The following is a 13,777-nucleotide window of genomic DNA, read 5'->3' on the forward strand; positions in this document are numbered from 1 at the left end:
ATGAAACAGCAGAAAATGAACGAGGCAGGCGTCTAGAAAACTAGGGGCACCTCAGGTATTGATTGTTTGCTCGTGTGTTAGTGTCGGCATCAGAACCACCTCTCAACAATACAATTTCGCACCAAGATTCTATTCGGGCACGCTATTCATTCAGCCACAAATAGTGGTGTTTGGTGTGGTGGAGCAAGCAAGATGTAGCCTGTCAGGTTGACCTCAGAGGAAAACGCGGAACGATGCCAGTTGCAGCTCGAGCTTAGCCGTCCAGAAGTTTCGCATTTGCATCAGCAGCGAAAGTCCGGAATCCGCCCATCAGGCGTGGGTTGACGGCACAGGTACCGTCCGTGCTGCAGTCATTAGAGTACTAGGGTGCCGTCACAGAGTACGTCCGGTTTCGGCTTACACTCACGCAATTCAAGGTCCACATTCTGGTCCACAGTCCTGATTTCGCGAAAGGTAATCTCTTGAATTTTCGCGATTTTATATGAGGGGTTGTTCCGGCCGGGGGCACCACGATCTGACACCGGATCAGTCGTCATCCAGCAGAATGCGTGCGGCGTTGCCCTGCGCGTCGTCGTATTGATCGGTTCGGATCGTCCACAGGAACGCGGCCAAGCCGCAGGCCCCGAGGATCAGCGAGACAGGGATCAGGATCACAAGGACATTCATTTCACGAACCGCATGCGCTGGGCGTTCAACAGAACGGTGATGGATGACACGCTCATCGCCAGTGCGGCGGCCAGCGGCGTGGCATAGCCCAAGAGCGCCACAGGCACTGCGATCCAGTTGTATAGCGCCGCAATCGCGAAATTCTGCTGCGACAGGTGGCGGGTCATGCGGGCGACCCGGATCAGCAGGGGCAGATCGGCAAAGCTTTCCTTGAGGATGACGACATCAGCCGCGTTGCGCGATGCATCAAGGGCCGTGGATGGCGCAAGCGAGGCATGTGCCGAGGCCAGTGCCGCGGTGTCGTTCAACCCGTCACCCACCATCAGAACGTGTCGGCCTTGCTGATCCAGTTGGCGCAGTCGATCCAGCTTGTCCTGCGGTCTGGCATCGGCCGTGAAACCGATTCCCAGCCGATCCGCCATGTCACGCGCCGGGGCAGGGCCATCGCCAGTCAGCATTTCACAGTTCAGGTCCATCCCCGCGATGGCAGCGGCGACCCCGTCGCGCAGCCGTTCGGTCGTTTGCAGGCAGATGGCAGGGGCCGTTCCGATCCGGAGCCCAAGTCCGCGGAACGGCGCATTCAGCCATGATCCGCGTCCCAGTGCGACAGGCACACCGTCGTGGAAAGCCAGCACGCCGTTGCCCACGTCCTCGGTCACATCATCCAGGGATGCCGCCCGGACATCGTCCAGTTCCGACAGCACGGCGCGAGACCAGGTGTGGCTGGAGACCTGTGCCAGTCCTGCGACGATGGCACGCTGATTGGCGTCCAGCCCTGTCAGGTCGACATGCGCAGGCAGGGTCAGCGTGCCGGTCTTGTCGAACACCACGTGGTCCACCTCTGCCAGACGTTCGAGGGCCGTGGCGTGTTTGACCAGAAACCCCTTGCTGTAGAGCCTGCTGATGGCGCTCGTGCTGACGGCGGGCACGGCAAGGCCCAGCGCACAGGGGCAGGTGATGATCAGCACGGCGATGGCGACATTCAGCGCGTGACGCAGGTCGCCATCGTAGGCCACCCAGCCGATGAAGGCGAACAACGCCAGCAAATGCACGGCGGGTGCATAAATCCGTGCCGCACGGTCGGCCAGACTGGTATAGCGGTTGCGTCCGTTTTCAGCGGTTTCAACCAGTGCCGCCATGCGGCGCAGGCTGGTGTCGGTGCCATCGACCGTGGCCACCAGATGGAATGGCGCGGCAAGGTTCACCTCTCCGGCTTGCAGGTGATCGCCCCTTGCGGTTTCTGCCGCTTCGCTCTCGCCGGTCAGCAACGACCGGTCCAGCAGGGCCGTTTCGCTGGATAATGTGCCATCCACGGGGACACGTTCGCCGGTCGGCACGACCAGGATATCGCCCGCCCTGATGTCCGCCACCGGGGTCGTCATGGTCAGGCCGTCGATCAGCACCTGTGCGGTATGCACCTCGAGTGCGGTCAGTTCCTTGGCAGCGGATCGCGCGGCGGTCCGGGTCTGGTGATCCAGATAACGCCCGATCAGCAAAAAGAACGTCAAGGATATCGCTGCATCGAAATAGGCGTGCCTGCCGCCATTGAGAACCTCGAACAGGGACATGCCTGCGGCCAGCAGGATGGCCAGCGAGATGGGCACATCCATGTTCAACCGACCAACCCGCAAGGCGGACATGGCATTGATGAAAAACGGTTGTCCCGCATAGGCGACAGTCGGCAGTGCGATCAGGGCCGAGATCAGGTGAAACAGGTCGCGGGTGGCATCCTGTGCACCCGACCAGACCGCGACCGACAGCAGCATGACATTCATCATGGCAAAGCCCGAGACCGCAAGCCGGATCAAGAGCGCGCGGCCCACGTTGTCCTGTGCTGCAGCCAGTGCCTGAAGATCGAGCGGATAAGCCTCGAATCCGAGTGATTTCAGCGCGTCCAGCGCACGGCCAGGATCGACGGGTCCCGTGATCGACACCCGTTTCAGCGACAGGTTCACCCGGACATCGGCGACGCCGTTCAGGGTGGCCAGTCCGCGCTCGATCTTGCCGATACAGGCGGCGCAATGGATCGTCGGCACCGAAAACATCAGCGCGGGTCCGGTGGCGGCGGCGCTGGCCGCGGGAATACCGGCGCAGGCGGGGCAGGCGGCGGTCATGACTGCACCTGCACGATGACCCGCTGCTGGAACAATGTCCCGTCAGCGGCTCGCGCCTGCAGCCGCAGGTTCCAGTTGCCGGCCCCTGCATCGACGTGCGCCCGGAACACGTCACCGTCAAAGACGAAAACGGGCGTCTGGTCGGCGGCCACCATCGTGGCACGGCCAAAGATGGCGGATTCGATCGTGGGTGCCACGGCCTGTCCGTCACGGTGGATGGCAAGGATAAGTTCGTCCCCCTCCAGTCGGGCGGCAACATCCCATCTTAGTGCCTGTTGCGCCGTGCGGTCGGCGTCGAACGACTGGCTGGCGACATAGGAATTCTTGACCTCCAGCCCCGGGAACGTCCGCACCGCGTTGAACGCCAGCGTCAGATTGACCGAGATGATGACCCCGAATGCGAGAACAAAGATGCCGAGGACATGCCATCCTTTGACTTCGGTCATTGGCTTTCCTTTCCATTGAATGTCGTGGCTTGGCTGGTGCGTTCGCCGCTGCTCAGGTCTTCGACCCAGAACCGCAGGTCCGTGACGGCGCGACCGGCGGCAGGGGCCTGCGGGTCGGCCGTGACATAGACCCGTTGCAGGACCGTTGTGTCGGCGGGAACCGTGACGGTATCGGTGTCGTCCTGACCTTGGAGGGTGATCTGCAATGTGGCGTCGCTGGTCAGGCTGAGCTGAAGTTGCGCATCCTCGCCCTGCTTGTTGCGCAGGCGCACGTCATAGATGTTGCGGATCGCGCCATCGGACTGGACGACATAGGTCGGATTGCGGACGGCAGCGACGGTCAGTTCGATATCGGACCGGATGAACAGCGCATAGACCAGTCCGATCCCCATGCTGGCCCAGACCGCCGTATACAGCAGCGTGCGCGGACGCAGGACATGCCGCCAGACCGATTTGACCGGCTGGCCCGCCCGTTCGGCCGCTTCGTCGGTCAGTGCCATATAGCCGATCAGACCGCGCGGTTTGCCGATCCGGTCCATCACGTCGTCGCAGGCATCGATGCACAGCGCGCAGGTGATGCATTCCATCTGCTGCCCGTTGCGAATGTCGATCCCGGCAGGGCAGACGTTCACGCAGGCCATGCAGTCGATGCAATCGCCCGTGTCAGCGTCACGTTTCTTGCCGCGCGGTTCGCCGCGCCAGTCGCGATAGGCCACAGTGATCGTATCGGGGTCCATCATCGCAGCCTGGATGCGGGGCCAGGGACACATGTAGTTGCAGACCTGTTCGCGCATGAACCCACCGAACACAAAGGTGGTCGCCGTCAGGATCGCGATCGTGACATAGGCCACGGGATTTGCTGTGAACTGCACCAGATCGCGGGCCAGTGTGGGCGCATCGGTGAAATAGAACACCCATGCCCCGCCCGTCGCGAGACCGATCAGCAGCCAGACCGTCCATTTCGTCAGGCGCAGACGCCATTTGTGCAGATCCCACCTGGCCCGGTGCAGGCGGACGCGCGCGTTGCGGTCGCCCTCGATCCAGCGTTCCACGAGGATGAACAGATCGGTCCAGACGGTCTGGGGGCAGGTATAGCCGCACCAGACCCGGCCCAGCGCCGATGTGAACAGAAAAAGGCCCAACCCGGCCATGATCAGCAGCCCTGCCACGAAATAGAACTCGTGAGGCCAGATCTCGATCCAGAAAAGATAGAACCGGCGGTTCGCCATATCCACCAGCACCGCCTGATCGGGCATGTTCGGGCCACGATCCCATCTGATCCAGGGGGTCAGGTAGTAGATGCCCAGCGTCACGGCCATGATCCACCATTTCAGTTGGCGGAACCTGCCGGAGACGCGGCGCGGAAAGATCGGTTCGCGCGGGGCGTATAATTGTGTTTCGGACATCGTGGGTCTCCTGTTCGCGAGACCTGTCTAGGATGTCGGTGCAGGCTGTGCCTTGATCTGTGTCAAACACCATCTGCAAATGCCCCAAGGCGGCATGTATTGCGAACAGGGCCGCCTTGGGATTGCGGGCCGGGATGTGGCCCGCGCTCTGCCTACTCTCCGCCTCCCAGCGCATGTACGTAGACAGCAACTGCGCGCACGTCTTCCTCGCTCAGGCGCTGGCCCCAGGCGGGCATGACGCCGAAACGTGCGTTGGTGACGGTTTCGGTCAGTGCCGCGCGGTCCCCACCATAAAGCCAGATCGCATCCGCAAGGTTGGGCGCACCCAGATCGCGGTTTCCGCCTGCGTCGTTGCCATGGCAAGCGGCGCAATTGTCCATGAACAGACCTTCACCTGCCTGCGCGAGCGATGCGTCGAAATCGGTGTTGCCAAGGCTGGTGACGTATTCGACCACCGCGGCAATTTCGCCGTCATCGAATATCTCGCCATAGGCGGGCATCTGCGAATAGCGCGCATCCCAGTCGGTGTCGTTGCGGATACCGTGACGGATGGAATAGGCGATCGCCTCTTGGTCGCCTCCCCACAGCCAGTCGTTGTCCAGCAGGTTGGGGAATCCGGTCGTGCCGGCCGCACCCTGTCCGTGACACTGACTGCACTGGGCCCGGAACACGGCCCCGCCGCGTGCGACCGCATAGCGGTGCAGGTCGTCCGTCGGGGGCAGGTCGGTCAGGTCAGCGGCATTCAGGGCGGCGACCAGATCGGCGTTTTCAGCCTCGTGGGCTGCGATGTCCTGCGCCACCTCGGTGCGGGTGGCGAAACCCAGAACACCTGACGTCGCACCTGAAATCATCGGCCATGCGGGATAGGCGATCGTATATCCGATCCCCCAGACGATACAGGCGTAGAACGTCCACAGCCACCATCGCGGCAGCGGGTTGTTCAGTTCCTTGATCCCGTCCCATTCGTGGCCGGTCGTCCCGACGCCGGTTTCATGGTCGATCTGTTCGTCAGACATTGAATTTGTCCTTCCATTCGTCGCCGCATTTGCAGGCTGCGCAATCATTGGTGCAGGATTTTTCCGCCGTATCGTTGCGAAAGGGGATCATGCTGGCGTCCTCGCGGGCGTGGCTGAGGCCGGGCCAAAAGGCCCAGACGGCCGCGCCTGCAAAAAAGGCAAACATGGCCAGCAGCACCCAGCTGTCCGCCAGTTCGCGCAAGAAAGAATAAGTGTCCATCGCGGCCTCCTATCGGCTGGCATCGGGGGTGAAGGTCGAAAAATCGACCAATGTGCCCAGCATTTGCAGATACGCGATCAGCGCATCCATTTCGGTCAGGGCGGACTGTCCGTCAAAGTTCGACACGACCGCACCGGGATAGCGTTCGACCAGCGCGTCCCAGTCACCGTCAGGATCGGCCTGCACGCGGAAATCCGCGCTGGCATGGGCGATCTGGTCGTCGGTATAGGGCACGCCCACGAAACGGTGGGTACGCAGCAAATCCTCGATGTATTCACCGCTGATCGCAGTTTCCGACAGGAACGCGTATTTGGGCATGACGCTTTCGGGGACGACGGATTGCGGGTCCTTCAGGTGGGCCACGTGCCAGTCATCCGAATAGCGCCCGCCGACACGGGCGAGGTCCGGTCCGGTGCGCTTCGACCCCCATTGGAACGGGTGGTCGTACATCGATTCCGCGGCCAGCGAATAATGGCCGTAGCGTTCGACCTCGTCACGCATCGGGCGGATCATCTGGCTGTGGCAGACATAGCATCCCTCGCGGATGTAGATGTCGCGGCCCGCCAGTTCGAGCGGCGCATAGGGACGCATCCCCTCGACCTCTTCGATGGTGTTTTCCAGCCAGAACAGCGGTGCGATTTCCACGATGCCGCCGACGGTGACCACAAGCAGCGAACTGACCAGCAGCAGCGTCGGGCTGCGTTCAAGGATGGCGTGTTTGTCCAGGATTCCCATGTTCTTTTCCTTATTCCGCTGGGGTTGCTTGGGGCAGGGCGGCCCGTGCCGGTGCGGCCCCGCGGATGGTCATCCACATGTTCCAGCACATGATCAGTGCCCCTGCGAGGAACATCACACCGCCCAGTCCACGCACCACATACATTGGGAATTTTGCGGAAACCGTGTCGGCAAAGCTGTTGACCAGGAACCCTTGGTCGTCGACCTCGCGCCACATCAGGCCTTCCATGATGCCAGAGATCCACATGGATGCGGCGTAGAGAACGATTCCCAGCGTCGCGAGCCAGAAGTGCCAGTTGATCGCGGACATCGAATGCATTTCCTTGCGGCCCCACAGGCGCGGTGTGAGGAAATAGATGCAGGCAAAGGTGATCATGCCGTTCCAGCCCAGCGCACCGGAATGCACGTGGCCGATGGTCCAGTCGGTGTAGTGCGACAGGCTGTTGACCGCGCGGATCGACATCATCGGACCCTCGAAGGTGGACATCCCGTAAAACCCAAGGCTCAGGACGAACATCCGCAGGATCGGGTCTGTGCGCAGCTTGTCCCAGGCCCCTTGCAGGGTCATCAGGCCGTTGATCATGCCGCCCCAGCTGGGCATCCACAAAACGATCGAGAACACCATGCCCAGCGTCGACGCCCAGTCAGGAAGCGCCGTATAGTGCAGGTGGTGCGGGCCGGCCCAGATATAGAGAAAGATCAGCGCCCAGAAGTGGATGATCGACAGCTTGTAGCTATAGATTGGGCGGTTCGCCTGCTTTGGCACAAAATAGTACATCATCCCCAGGAAACCGGCCGTCAAAAAGAACCCGACGGCGTTGTGGCCATACCACCACTGGGTCATCGCATCCTGCACACCACTGAAGATCTGCACGGATTTGCTGCCCCAGATGCTGACCGGGACGGACAGGTTGTTCACCACATGCAGCATGGCGACCGTGATGATGAAGGCGAGAAAGAACCAGTTCGCCACGTAGATGTGGCGTTCCTTGCGGCGAAAGATCGTGCCGAGGAACACGGCCAGGTATGTCAGCCAGACGAGGGTCAACCAGATGTCCACGTACCATTCGGGTTCTGCGTATTCCTTGGATTGCGTGGCCCCCAGCAGATAGCCGGTTGCGGCCAGAACGATGAACAGCTGATAGCCCCAGAAAACGAACCAATGCGCCTTGCCGCCCCACAGGCGTGCGCCGCTGGTGCGCTGCACGACGTAGAACGATGTGGCGATCAGGGCGTTGCCGCCGAACGCGAAAATCACCGCACTGGTGTGCAGCGGACGCAGGCGGCCAAAGTTCGTGAAGGGCTGGCCCCAGTCAAAATTCAGTGCCGGAAAGGCAAGCTGGAACGCGATGAATGTTCCGACCAGAAAACCGGCAATCCCCCAAAAGGCCGTCGCGATGACCCCCGCACGGATGACGCCATCGGCGTAGCGGTGGGTATCGACGGCGGGTTTTGGCTCGTCCGCCTGGCGCAAGATCCAGATGAACAGGCCCGCGGCAATGACCATGATCAGGACGGCGTGGACCTGATAGGCTAGGTCGTGCGCCCAGTTCGCGCCGATTGCGGCGATCAGCGTGATCAACGCAAGTATGATAAGTTTGACGTAGTCCATTGTGTTCCCTTGCAATCATGCGAGCACGCAAGAGCTGCTCGTTTTCGCAAGGTCGGTATGGACAAGGTGGTGGCGGGTTTCCTTGATCTGGATCAAAACCCGCAAAAAGCTTTAGTCGATCATGCCGCCGTCTGCATCGTCGCCGGTTGCATTGTGCAGGGCCGCCATGTCGACGACCGTGAACGTCTTGCGATCACCAAAAGAGATCACGCCTTCTTTTTTCAGGCTGTTGAACTGGCGGCTGACCGTTTCCAGCGTCAGGCCGAGGTAATTGGCAATCTGGTCACGGGTCATCGGCATGTTGAACTGGTCGGGCCCCGCAGCCTGTTCATCCGTATGGGTGCGCCGGACGAACATCTGGATAAAGGTCGCAATTTTTTCACGTGCGGTCTTGCGCCCCAGCAGCAACATCCAGTCCCGTGCGGCATCCAGCTCGTCCAGCGCGAGTTCCATCAGGCGATGGGCCACATGCGGTGTGTCATCGACCAGTTTTTCAAACGGCTTGCGATCAAAACAGCACAGGGTCACATCGGTGGTCGCGGTTACATCGAAATCGATCTGTCCGCGGCCGGGGCGCCCGATGAAATCAGACGGCAGGAGCAGGCCGACCATCTGTGTGCGCCCGTCCTCCAGCGTCTTGGACAATGCGGCGACGCCCTGAACAACCGAGGCGACAAAAACCAGATCGTCACCGCGCCACAGGATCGGTTGCCCGGCCTTGAACGTCTTGTAGGTTTTCATGCCCTCCAGCAGCGACAGCTCGTCGTCGTCGCAACGCGCGCAGACGGCACGATGACGGATGGGGCATTCGGCGCAGCGTACCGCGGCGGTCAGGGCGATTTGCATGAGGTTGATCTGGATCAAAGAATTTGGCTGTGACCACCCTATGACATTCAACCATGGAAAATCTAGACCTACTCACCCGTTACGGTTTGTTCGACGCCAAGGTGCCGCGCTACACCAGCTATCCGCCGGCAAATCATTTTCAAACTGATGTGGGATTGCAGGCCCAGCGGGGCTGGCTGGCCGCCGTGCCCGATGGCAGCGAAATCTCGGTCTATATCCACATTCCGTTTTGCAGGCGATTGTGCTGGTTCTGCGCCTGCCGCACCCAGGGCACCAAGACGCTGGACCCGGTTGCGGGCTATATCACGCAGCTGGTCAAGGAAATCGGGACCGTTGCTGCCGCCTTGCCGGGCGGCGTGCGCATGTCGCGGCTGCATCTGGGGGGCGGGACGCCAACGATCCTGTCGCCGCACCTGATGAAACGGCTGCTGGCGGCGGTGTTCGGAGAATTCACCCCTACCGCCGATTTCGAGTTTTCGGTCGAGATCGACCCGACCGATGCAGCACCCGATCTGCTGGCCGTGTTGTCGGATCATGGGTTGAACCGTGCAAGCATCGGGGTGCAGGATTTTGACCCGGTGGTGCAGGGGGCCATCGGGCGACAGCAATCCTTTGCCCAGACGCGCGATGTGGTCCACTGGTTGCGCGATGCCGGTGTGCCCAGCCTGAACCTGGACCTGCTGTACGGCTTGCCGCACCAGACCGCCGTGACATTTGGCGAAACGATCACCCGTGTTCTGTCGCTGGAGCCTGACAGACTTGCGATCTATGGCTATGCTCATGTGCCGTGGATGTCCAAGCGGCAGGTGATGATCCGTGCGGCTGATCTGCCGGACCCATTGATGCGCCTGTCGCTGTCAGAACAGGCCAGAACCCGGTTTGAAGAGATGGGATTCCAGTCCATCGGTATCGACCACTTTGCACGGCCAGATGATTCGCTGGCGACGGCCGATGCGGCAGGGGTGCTGCGGCGCAATTTTCAGGGCTATACCGATGATGCCAGCCCCACGCTGATCGGGTTCGGTGCCTCTGCGATTTCGCGGTTTGCGCAGGGCTATGTGCAGAATGCGGTTGCCACCTCGGCCTATCACGGGCGGATCGAGGACACGGGGTTCGCAGGCAGCAAGGGTTTCGCGTTGACGCCCAGGGACCGTTTGATCGCCACGATGATCGAGGACCTGATGTGTCGGTTCAGGATCGATCTGCAAAGGCTGCACGCCAGTTTCCCCGACAGATGGTCGCAGATCGAAACCTATATTGCCGGGCTTATGAAACGGTTTCCAGATGTGCTGGAGCGTCGTTGCAACGTCGTCACGCTGCGGCCAGAGGCACGGATGCTGGTGCGCATCATCGCCCACGACATCGACGGTTTCCGCGCCGATCTGGTCGCGCATTCCGTCGCCGTCTGACCGGGGGCACGATGACATCCCGTCTTTCGTCATCGCACCAGCAGGGGACAGACCCGCATGACGCAGAATGCCACGCCACCGCCCACCATCCGACCGGTCGTCTGGTCCGATTTCACGGCCAGTCTGGCGCTGGGCGTCCGAGACTTTCGGGCAGCCTTGTGGATCGACCTTTGCCTGGCCTGCGTCTTTGTCCTGGCCGGGCTGGGCATGGCGGCCGTTACGGTAATGACCGGACAGACGTTCTGGCTGGTGCTCGCGGTGCTGGGGTTTCCCATGGTGGGCACATTGGCTGCCGTCGGATTTTACGAGGTCAGCAGACAGCGCAGCCGCGACCTGCGCCCCGGACTGCGCCAGGTTGCCAGCCTGATCTGGGCGGCCCGGAACGGTCAGATACCGTGGCTCGCCGCGATCGTGGTGGTGATCTTCTTGTTCTGGTTTTTCATCGGGCACATGATCTTTGCCCTGTTTCTGGGACTTGCGCCGATGACGAACATTTCGACGTCACTCGCCGTTTTTCTGACGCCCTCGGGTTTGACCATGATCGCCGTCGGCACGGTGGTGGGGGCGATGTTTTCCGGGCTTGTCCTTGCGTTGAGCGTACACGCAATGCCGATGCTGCTGGACCGTGATGTGGATTTCATAACCGCGATGCTGCGGTCGCTGTCTGCCGTTCTGGAACAGCCGATGGCCTATCTGGTCTGGGGCGCGTTCATCGGTGTCGTGACCCTGCTGTCGGCGCTGCCGGTCTTTCTGGGCCTGTTCGTGACGATGCCCATTCTGGGGCACGCGTCGTGGCACCTCTACCAGCGGCTTGTATCCGACCCTTAGGCTGTCGCGAGGAACCGTTCGGTCGGGTTGCAGAATTCCATCGACACATCGAGGTAGGCGTTCAGCGCCGTGTGCATCAGCCGGTCCGAGGGTTCGGCCGTGTTCAGTTCGGTGGTCAGAAAATCACGCACCAGTGCGGCTGCCTGGCCCAATGCCGTCAGCCCCAGCGCCTCGGCAGAGCCGTGAACGTCGGACAGGATCGCCAGCGCGTCACGGTAGGCCTTGGCCTCGAACAGCACTTCGAGGGCATCGTGTCGCGCGTAGTAGTTCTGGATAAAGCGTTGCTGCATCCGACCCATGTAAACGGGGTTCACTGTCGTCTGTGTCATTGCGCAATCCTCATTCTGTCGGCGGCTGAGGATATGTCTGGTCGGTGACTGGGGCGACAGTGTGATCCGATACGGGCAATTCAGAGGTTAATAAGGCATCCCGACATAGTTCTCGGAAAACACGGTTTGCGCATTGACCGAAGTTTGCAGGTTGCGCAATTCGCTGTCCTGGATCGCCTGGTCAAAGGGTTCCTGCCCGGGAAAACGGTGCATGGTCGTCGTGAACCACCAGCTGAACCGGATCGCGTTCCACACCCGTTTGAGCGCGGTCTGGGAATAGGTCTCGATCCCGTGGTCATCGCCGTCCCGGTAGTGACTGGTCAGCGCCTCGAACAGATAGTGCACGTCGGAAACGGCCAGATTCAGACCCTTGGCCCCCGTGGGCGGCACAATATGGGCTGCGTCCCCCACCAGAAACAGACGCCCCCATTTCATCGGGTCAGCCACATAGGACCGCAGCGGCGCGATGGATTTTTCGATGGTCGGCCCAGTAATAAGCGCCTCGGCGGAATCGTGCGGCAGTCGCCTGCGGAATTCATCCCAGAACGCATCGTCGGTCCATTTGTCCAAGGGATCATCGACCGGTGCCTGAATATAGTAGCGGCTGCGCGTCGGGCTGCGCATCGAGGCCAGCGCAAAGCCACGCGGATGGTTGGCATAGATCAGTTCGTGGCTGACAGGGGGCAGATCGGCCATGACGCCCAGCCAGCCAAAGGGATAGACCCGTTCATATTCGGTCAGAACATCCTTTGGAATGGCCTGCCGCGAAGGTCCGTGAAACCCGTCGCATCCCGCAACATAGTCGCAATCGATCCGGTGTGTCGTGCCGTCCTTGACGTAGGTGACGTGGGGCGCGTCGGTATCAAGATCATGCAATTCGACCCCGTCGAGCTCATGCACCACGATTCCATCCGCCTTTTCGCGGGCATCATAGAGGTCGCGGGTCACTTCGGTCTGGCCATAGACCAGCACCTGTTTGCCGATCAGCGCGTCGAAATCGATGCGAAATCCGGTATTCTGCACGGCAAGGTAAGTGCCGGTGTGGGGTAACCCTTCAGCGTGGGCGCGGGTGGCGATCCCGGCCTTTTCCAACATGCCAACGGTGCCGGATTCCAGCACGCCGGCGCGGATGCGTGACAGCACATAGTCACGGCTGCGGCGTTCCAGCACGACCGTATCGATCCCGGCCCGGTCCAGCAGTTGCGACAACAGCAGACCGGACGGCCCGCCACCAATGATACAAACCTGCGTGCGCATGATAGACACCTCCCCTGACTGGCTGGCACAATACATTCAGACATAGGCCATATCTGGCAGAATCGGGGCTTATACTTGACCAATGCAATCAAACTGCCGGACTACGCACTGTTTGGCGAACGTGCGATTTTTCCTGACGTTCTGCATGTCGAGGCCATCGTGGACCGCGCCGCGCAGCATGGTTGGCGCATTGCCAGCCACCGGCATCCCGGTCTTTTGCAGGTGCTCTACGTCCAGCAAGGGGAGGCAACACTGCATCTGGCGCATGGATCGGAAACGCTGACGCCACCGGTCGTGATCGTGCTGCCGCCGAATGCCGTGCACGGCTTTACCTTTGCTGCCGGGACCGTCGGGGTCGTCGTGTCCATTCCTACGACGCTACTGGACGACAGCGCCTTGCAGGTGGACCGCGTCCAGCAACGTGCGGCGACCGCGCGGATCACGGGGCTGATTGCGATCCTGCAGGACCGGCACGCGGACGCGGATGGTCCCCGTGATCCCAGTTTGCGCGCCCTCGCCGCGGCACTGATCTGGGAATGCGCCGAAGCAACACCAGCAGCGGGCAACACCGCGGACCTGTTCACGCGTTTCGAGGTAGCCTTGCGCAATCACGCTACCCAAGGGTGGAGTGTCGGCGATTACGCCCGCAGTTTGGGCGCGTCGGCCTCCAGTCTCAACAGGGTCGTGCGCGCCCGCGCCCAGATGTCCGTCATGGGGGCTGTGATGGCCTACCGGCTGGAACTGGCGTGCAAACGGCTGGCCTATACGCGCCAGCCGATCACCGTCATCGCCTATGACCTGGGGTTTTCGGACCCCACACATTTTGCCCGGGCGTTCCGCAAGGGGATCGGCTGCACCCCGCGCGCCTATCGCAAGCGGTTCGAAGGTTAGCC

General features: G+C 61.3%; 14 protein-coding genes. 3 read left to right on the forward strand and 11 right to left on the reverse strand.

Features of this window, described 5'->3' with window-relative positions; all coding sequences use genetic code 11:
• Positions 1-525: 525 nt before the first annotated feature.
• From ccoS to fnrL, 9 genes are all read right to left on the reverse strand, one after another.
• Positions 526-666: a cbb3-type cytochrome oxidase assembly protein CcoS gene (gene ccoS / locus LGQ03_RS16180; protein ID WP_056037410.1), complete on the reverse strand. Its 141-nt coding sequence runs from the start codon at positions 664-666 to the stop codon at positions 526-528.
• A complete protein-coding gene (locus LGQ03_RS16185) occupies positions 663-2,780 on the reverse strand; it encodes a heavy metal translocating P-type ATPase (protein ID WP_226749243.1) in 2,118 nt (705 codons plus the stop codon). Before LGQ03_RS16185 ends, ccoS begins: the two co-directional genes overlap by 4 nt.
• On the reverse strand, positions 2,777-3,226 hold the full coding sequence (locus LGQ03_RS16190; RefSeq protein WP_226749244.1) for a FixH family protein: 450 nt from the start codon (positions 3,224-3,226) through the stop codon (positions 2,777-2,779). Before LGQ03_RS16190 ends, LGQ03_RS16185 begins: the two co-directional genes overlap by 4 nt.
• Positions 3,223-4,632, reverse strand: coding sequence for a cytochrome c oxidase accessory protein CcoG (gene ccoG, locus LGQ03_RS16195; RefSeq protein WP_226749245.1), 1,410 nt, complete (start codon positions 4,630-4,632; stop codon positions 3,223-3,225). The genes LGQ03_RS16190 and ccoG overlap by 4 nt, the downstream gene beginning before the upstream one ends.
• 152 nt (positions 4,633-4,784) lie before the next feature.
• Positions 4,785-5,648, reverse strand: a complete 864-nt coding sequence (gene ccoP / locus LGQ03_RS16200; RefSeq protein WP_226749246.1) for a cytochrome-c oxidase, cbb3-type subunit III — start codon at positions 5,646-5,648, stop codon at positions 4,785-4,787.
• Positions 5,641-5,868, reverse strand: coding sequence for a CcoQ/FixQ family Cbb3-type cytochrome c oxidase assembly chaperone (locus LGQ03_RS16205; protein ID WP_090159956.1), 228 nt, complete (start codon positions 5,866-5,868; stop codon positions 5,641-5,643). The genes ccoP and LGQ03_RS16205 overlap by 8 nt, the downstream gene beginning before the upstream one ends.
• A 9-nt stretch (positions 5,869-5,877) precedes the next feature.
• A complete protein-coding gene (gene ccoO, locus LGQ03_RS16210) occupies positions 5,878-6,603 on the reverse strand; it encodes a cytochrome-c oxidase, cbb3-type subunit II (protein WP_056037392.1) in 726 nt (241 codons plus the stop codon).
• A 10-nt stretch (positions 6,604-6,613) separates the two neighbouring features.
• Positions 6,614-8,215 (reverse strand): cytochrome-c oxidase, cbb3-type subunit I, encoded by a 1,602-nt coding sequence (gene ccoN / locus LGQ03_RS16215; RefSeq protein ID WP_226749247.1) that lies wholly within the window; start codon positions 8,213-8,215, stop codon positions 6,614-6,616.
• Positions 8,216-8,326: 111 nt separating this feature from the next.
• Positions 8,327-9,061 carry a transcriptional regulator FnrL gene (gene fnrL, locus LGQ03_RS16220; RefSeq protein WP_090160027.1) on the reverse strand — a complete coding sequence of 245 codons (735 nt, stop codon included), beginning with the start codon at positions 9,059-9,061 and terminating at the stop codon, positions 8,327-8,329.
• 53 nt (positions 9,062-9,114) lie between these two features.
• Between fnrL and hemN the strand changes: the two genes are divergently transcribed.
• Positions 9,115-10,470, forward strand: a complete 1,356-nt coding sequence (gene hemN / locus LGQ03_RS16225; RefSeq protein WP_226749248.1) for an oxygen-independent coproporphyrinogen III oxidase — start codon at positions 9,115-9,117, stop codon at positions 10,468-10,470.
• Between the two features lie 57 nt (positions 10,471-10,527).
• On the forward strand, positions 10,528-11,298 hold the full coding sequence (locus tag LGQ03_RS16230; protein ID WP_226749249.1) for a DUF2189 domain-containing protein: 771 nt from the start codon (positions 10,528-10,530) through the stop codon (positions 11,296-11,298).
• Here LGQ03_RS16230 and LGQ03_RS16235 read toward each other — a convergent pair.
• Both LGQ03_RS16235 and pobA read right to left on the reverse strand, forming a co-directional pair.
• On the reverse strand, positions 11,295-11,627 hold the full coding sequence (locus LGQ03_RS16235) for an Hpt domain-containing protein (protein ID WP_226749250.1): 333 nt from the start codon (positions 11,625-11,627) through the stop codon (positions 11,295-11,297). The two genes, LGQ03_RS16230 and LGQ03_RS16235, sit on opposite strands and share 4 nt — an antisense overlap.
• 87 nt (positions 11,628-11,714) lie before the next feature.
• A complete protein-coding gene (gene pobA, locus LGQ03_RS16240; protein ID WP_226749251.1) occupies positions 11,715-12,884 on the reverse strand; it encodes a 4-hydroxybenzoate 3-monooxygenase in 1,170 nt (389 codons plus the stop codon).
• A gap of 75 nt (positions 12,885-12,959) precedes the next feature.
• Between pobA and LGQ03_RS16245 the strand changes: the two genes are divergently transcribed.
• Positions 12,960-13,775 (forward strand): helix-turn-helix domain-containing protein, encoded by an 816-nt coding sequence (locus LGQ03_RS16245; protein WP_226749252.1) that lies wholly within the window; start codon positions 12,960-12,962, stop codon positions 13,773-13,775.
• The last annotated feature ends 2 nt before the right edge of the window (positions 13,776-13,777 follow it).

The organism is Loktanella gaetbuli (assembly GCF_020531945.1).
Classification (GTDB): Bacteria; Pseudomonadota; Alphaproteobacteria; order Rhodobacterales; family Rhodobacteraceae; genus Loktanella; species Loktanella gaetbuli.

Coding starts and splice junctions, on each gene's coding strand:
- ccoP (WP_226749246.1), bottom strand. CDS start 5,648: ATGTCTGACGAACAGATCGACCATGAAACCGGCGTCGGGACGACCGGC.
- ccoO (WP_056037392.1), bottom strand. CDS start 6,603: ATGGGAATCCTGGACAAACACGCCATCCTTGAACGCAGCCCGACGCTG.
- LGQ03_RS16230 (WP_226749249.1), top strand. CDS start 10,528: ATGACGCAGAATGCCACGCCACCGCCCACCATCCGACCGGTCGTCTGG.
- LGQ03_RS16190 (WP_226749244.1), bottom strand. CDS start 3,226: ATGACCGAAGTCAAAGGATGGCATGTCCTCGGCATCTTTGTTCTCGCA.
- hemN (WP_226749248.1), top strand. CDS start 9,115: ATGGAAAATCTAGACCTACTCACCCGTTACGGTTTGTTCGACGCCAAG.
- LGQ03_RS16185 (WP_226749243.1), bottom strand. CDS start 2,780: ATGACCGCCGCCTGCCCCGCCTGCGCCGGTATTCCCGCGGCCAGCGCC.
- ccoN (WP_226749247.1), bottom strand. CDS start 8,215: ATGGACTACGTCAAACTTATCATACTTGCGTTGATCACGCTGATCGCC.
- ccoG (WP_226749245.1), bottom strand. CDS start 4,632: ATGTCCGAAACACAATTATACGCCCCGCGCGAACCGATCTTTCCGCGC.
- ccoS (WP_056037410.1), bottom strand. CDS start 666: ATGAATGTCCTTGTGATCCTGATCCCTGTCTCGCTGATCCTCGGGGCC.
- LGQ03_RS16235 (WP_226749250.1), bottom strand. CDS start 11,627: ATGACACAGACGACAGTGAACCCCGTTTACATGGGTCGGATGCAGCAA.
- pobA (WP_226749251.1), bottom strand. CDS start 12,884: ATGCGCACGCAGGTTTGTATCATTGGTGGCGGGCCGTCCGGTCTGCTG.
- LGQ03_RS16205 (WP_090159956.1), bottom strand. CDS start 5,868: ATGGACACTTATTCTTTCTTGCGCGAACTGGCGGACAGCTGGGTGCTG.
- fnrL (WP_090160027.1), bottom strand. CDS start 9,061: ATGCAAATCGCCCTGACCGCCGCGGTACGCTGCGCCGAATGCCCCATC.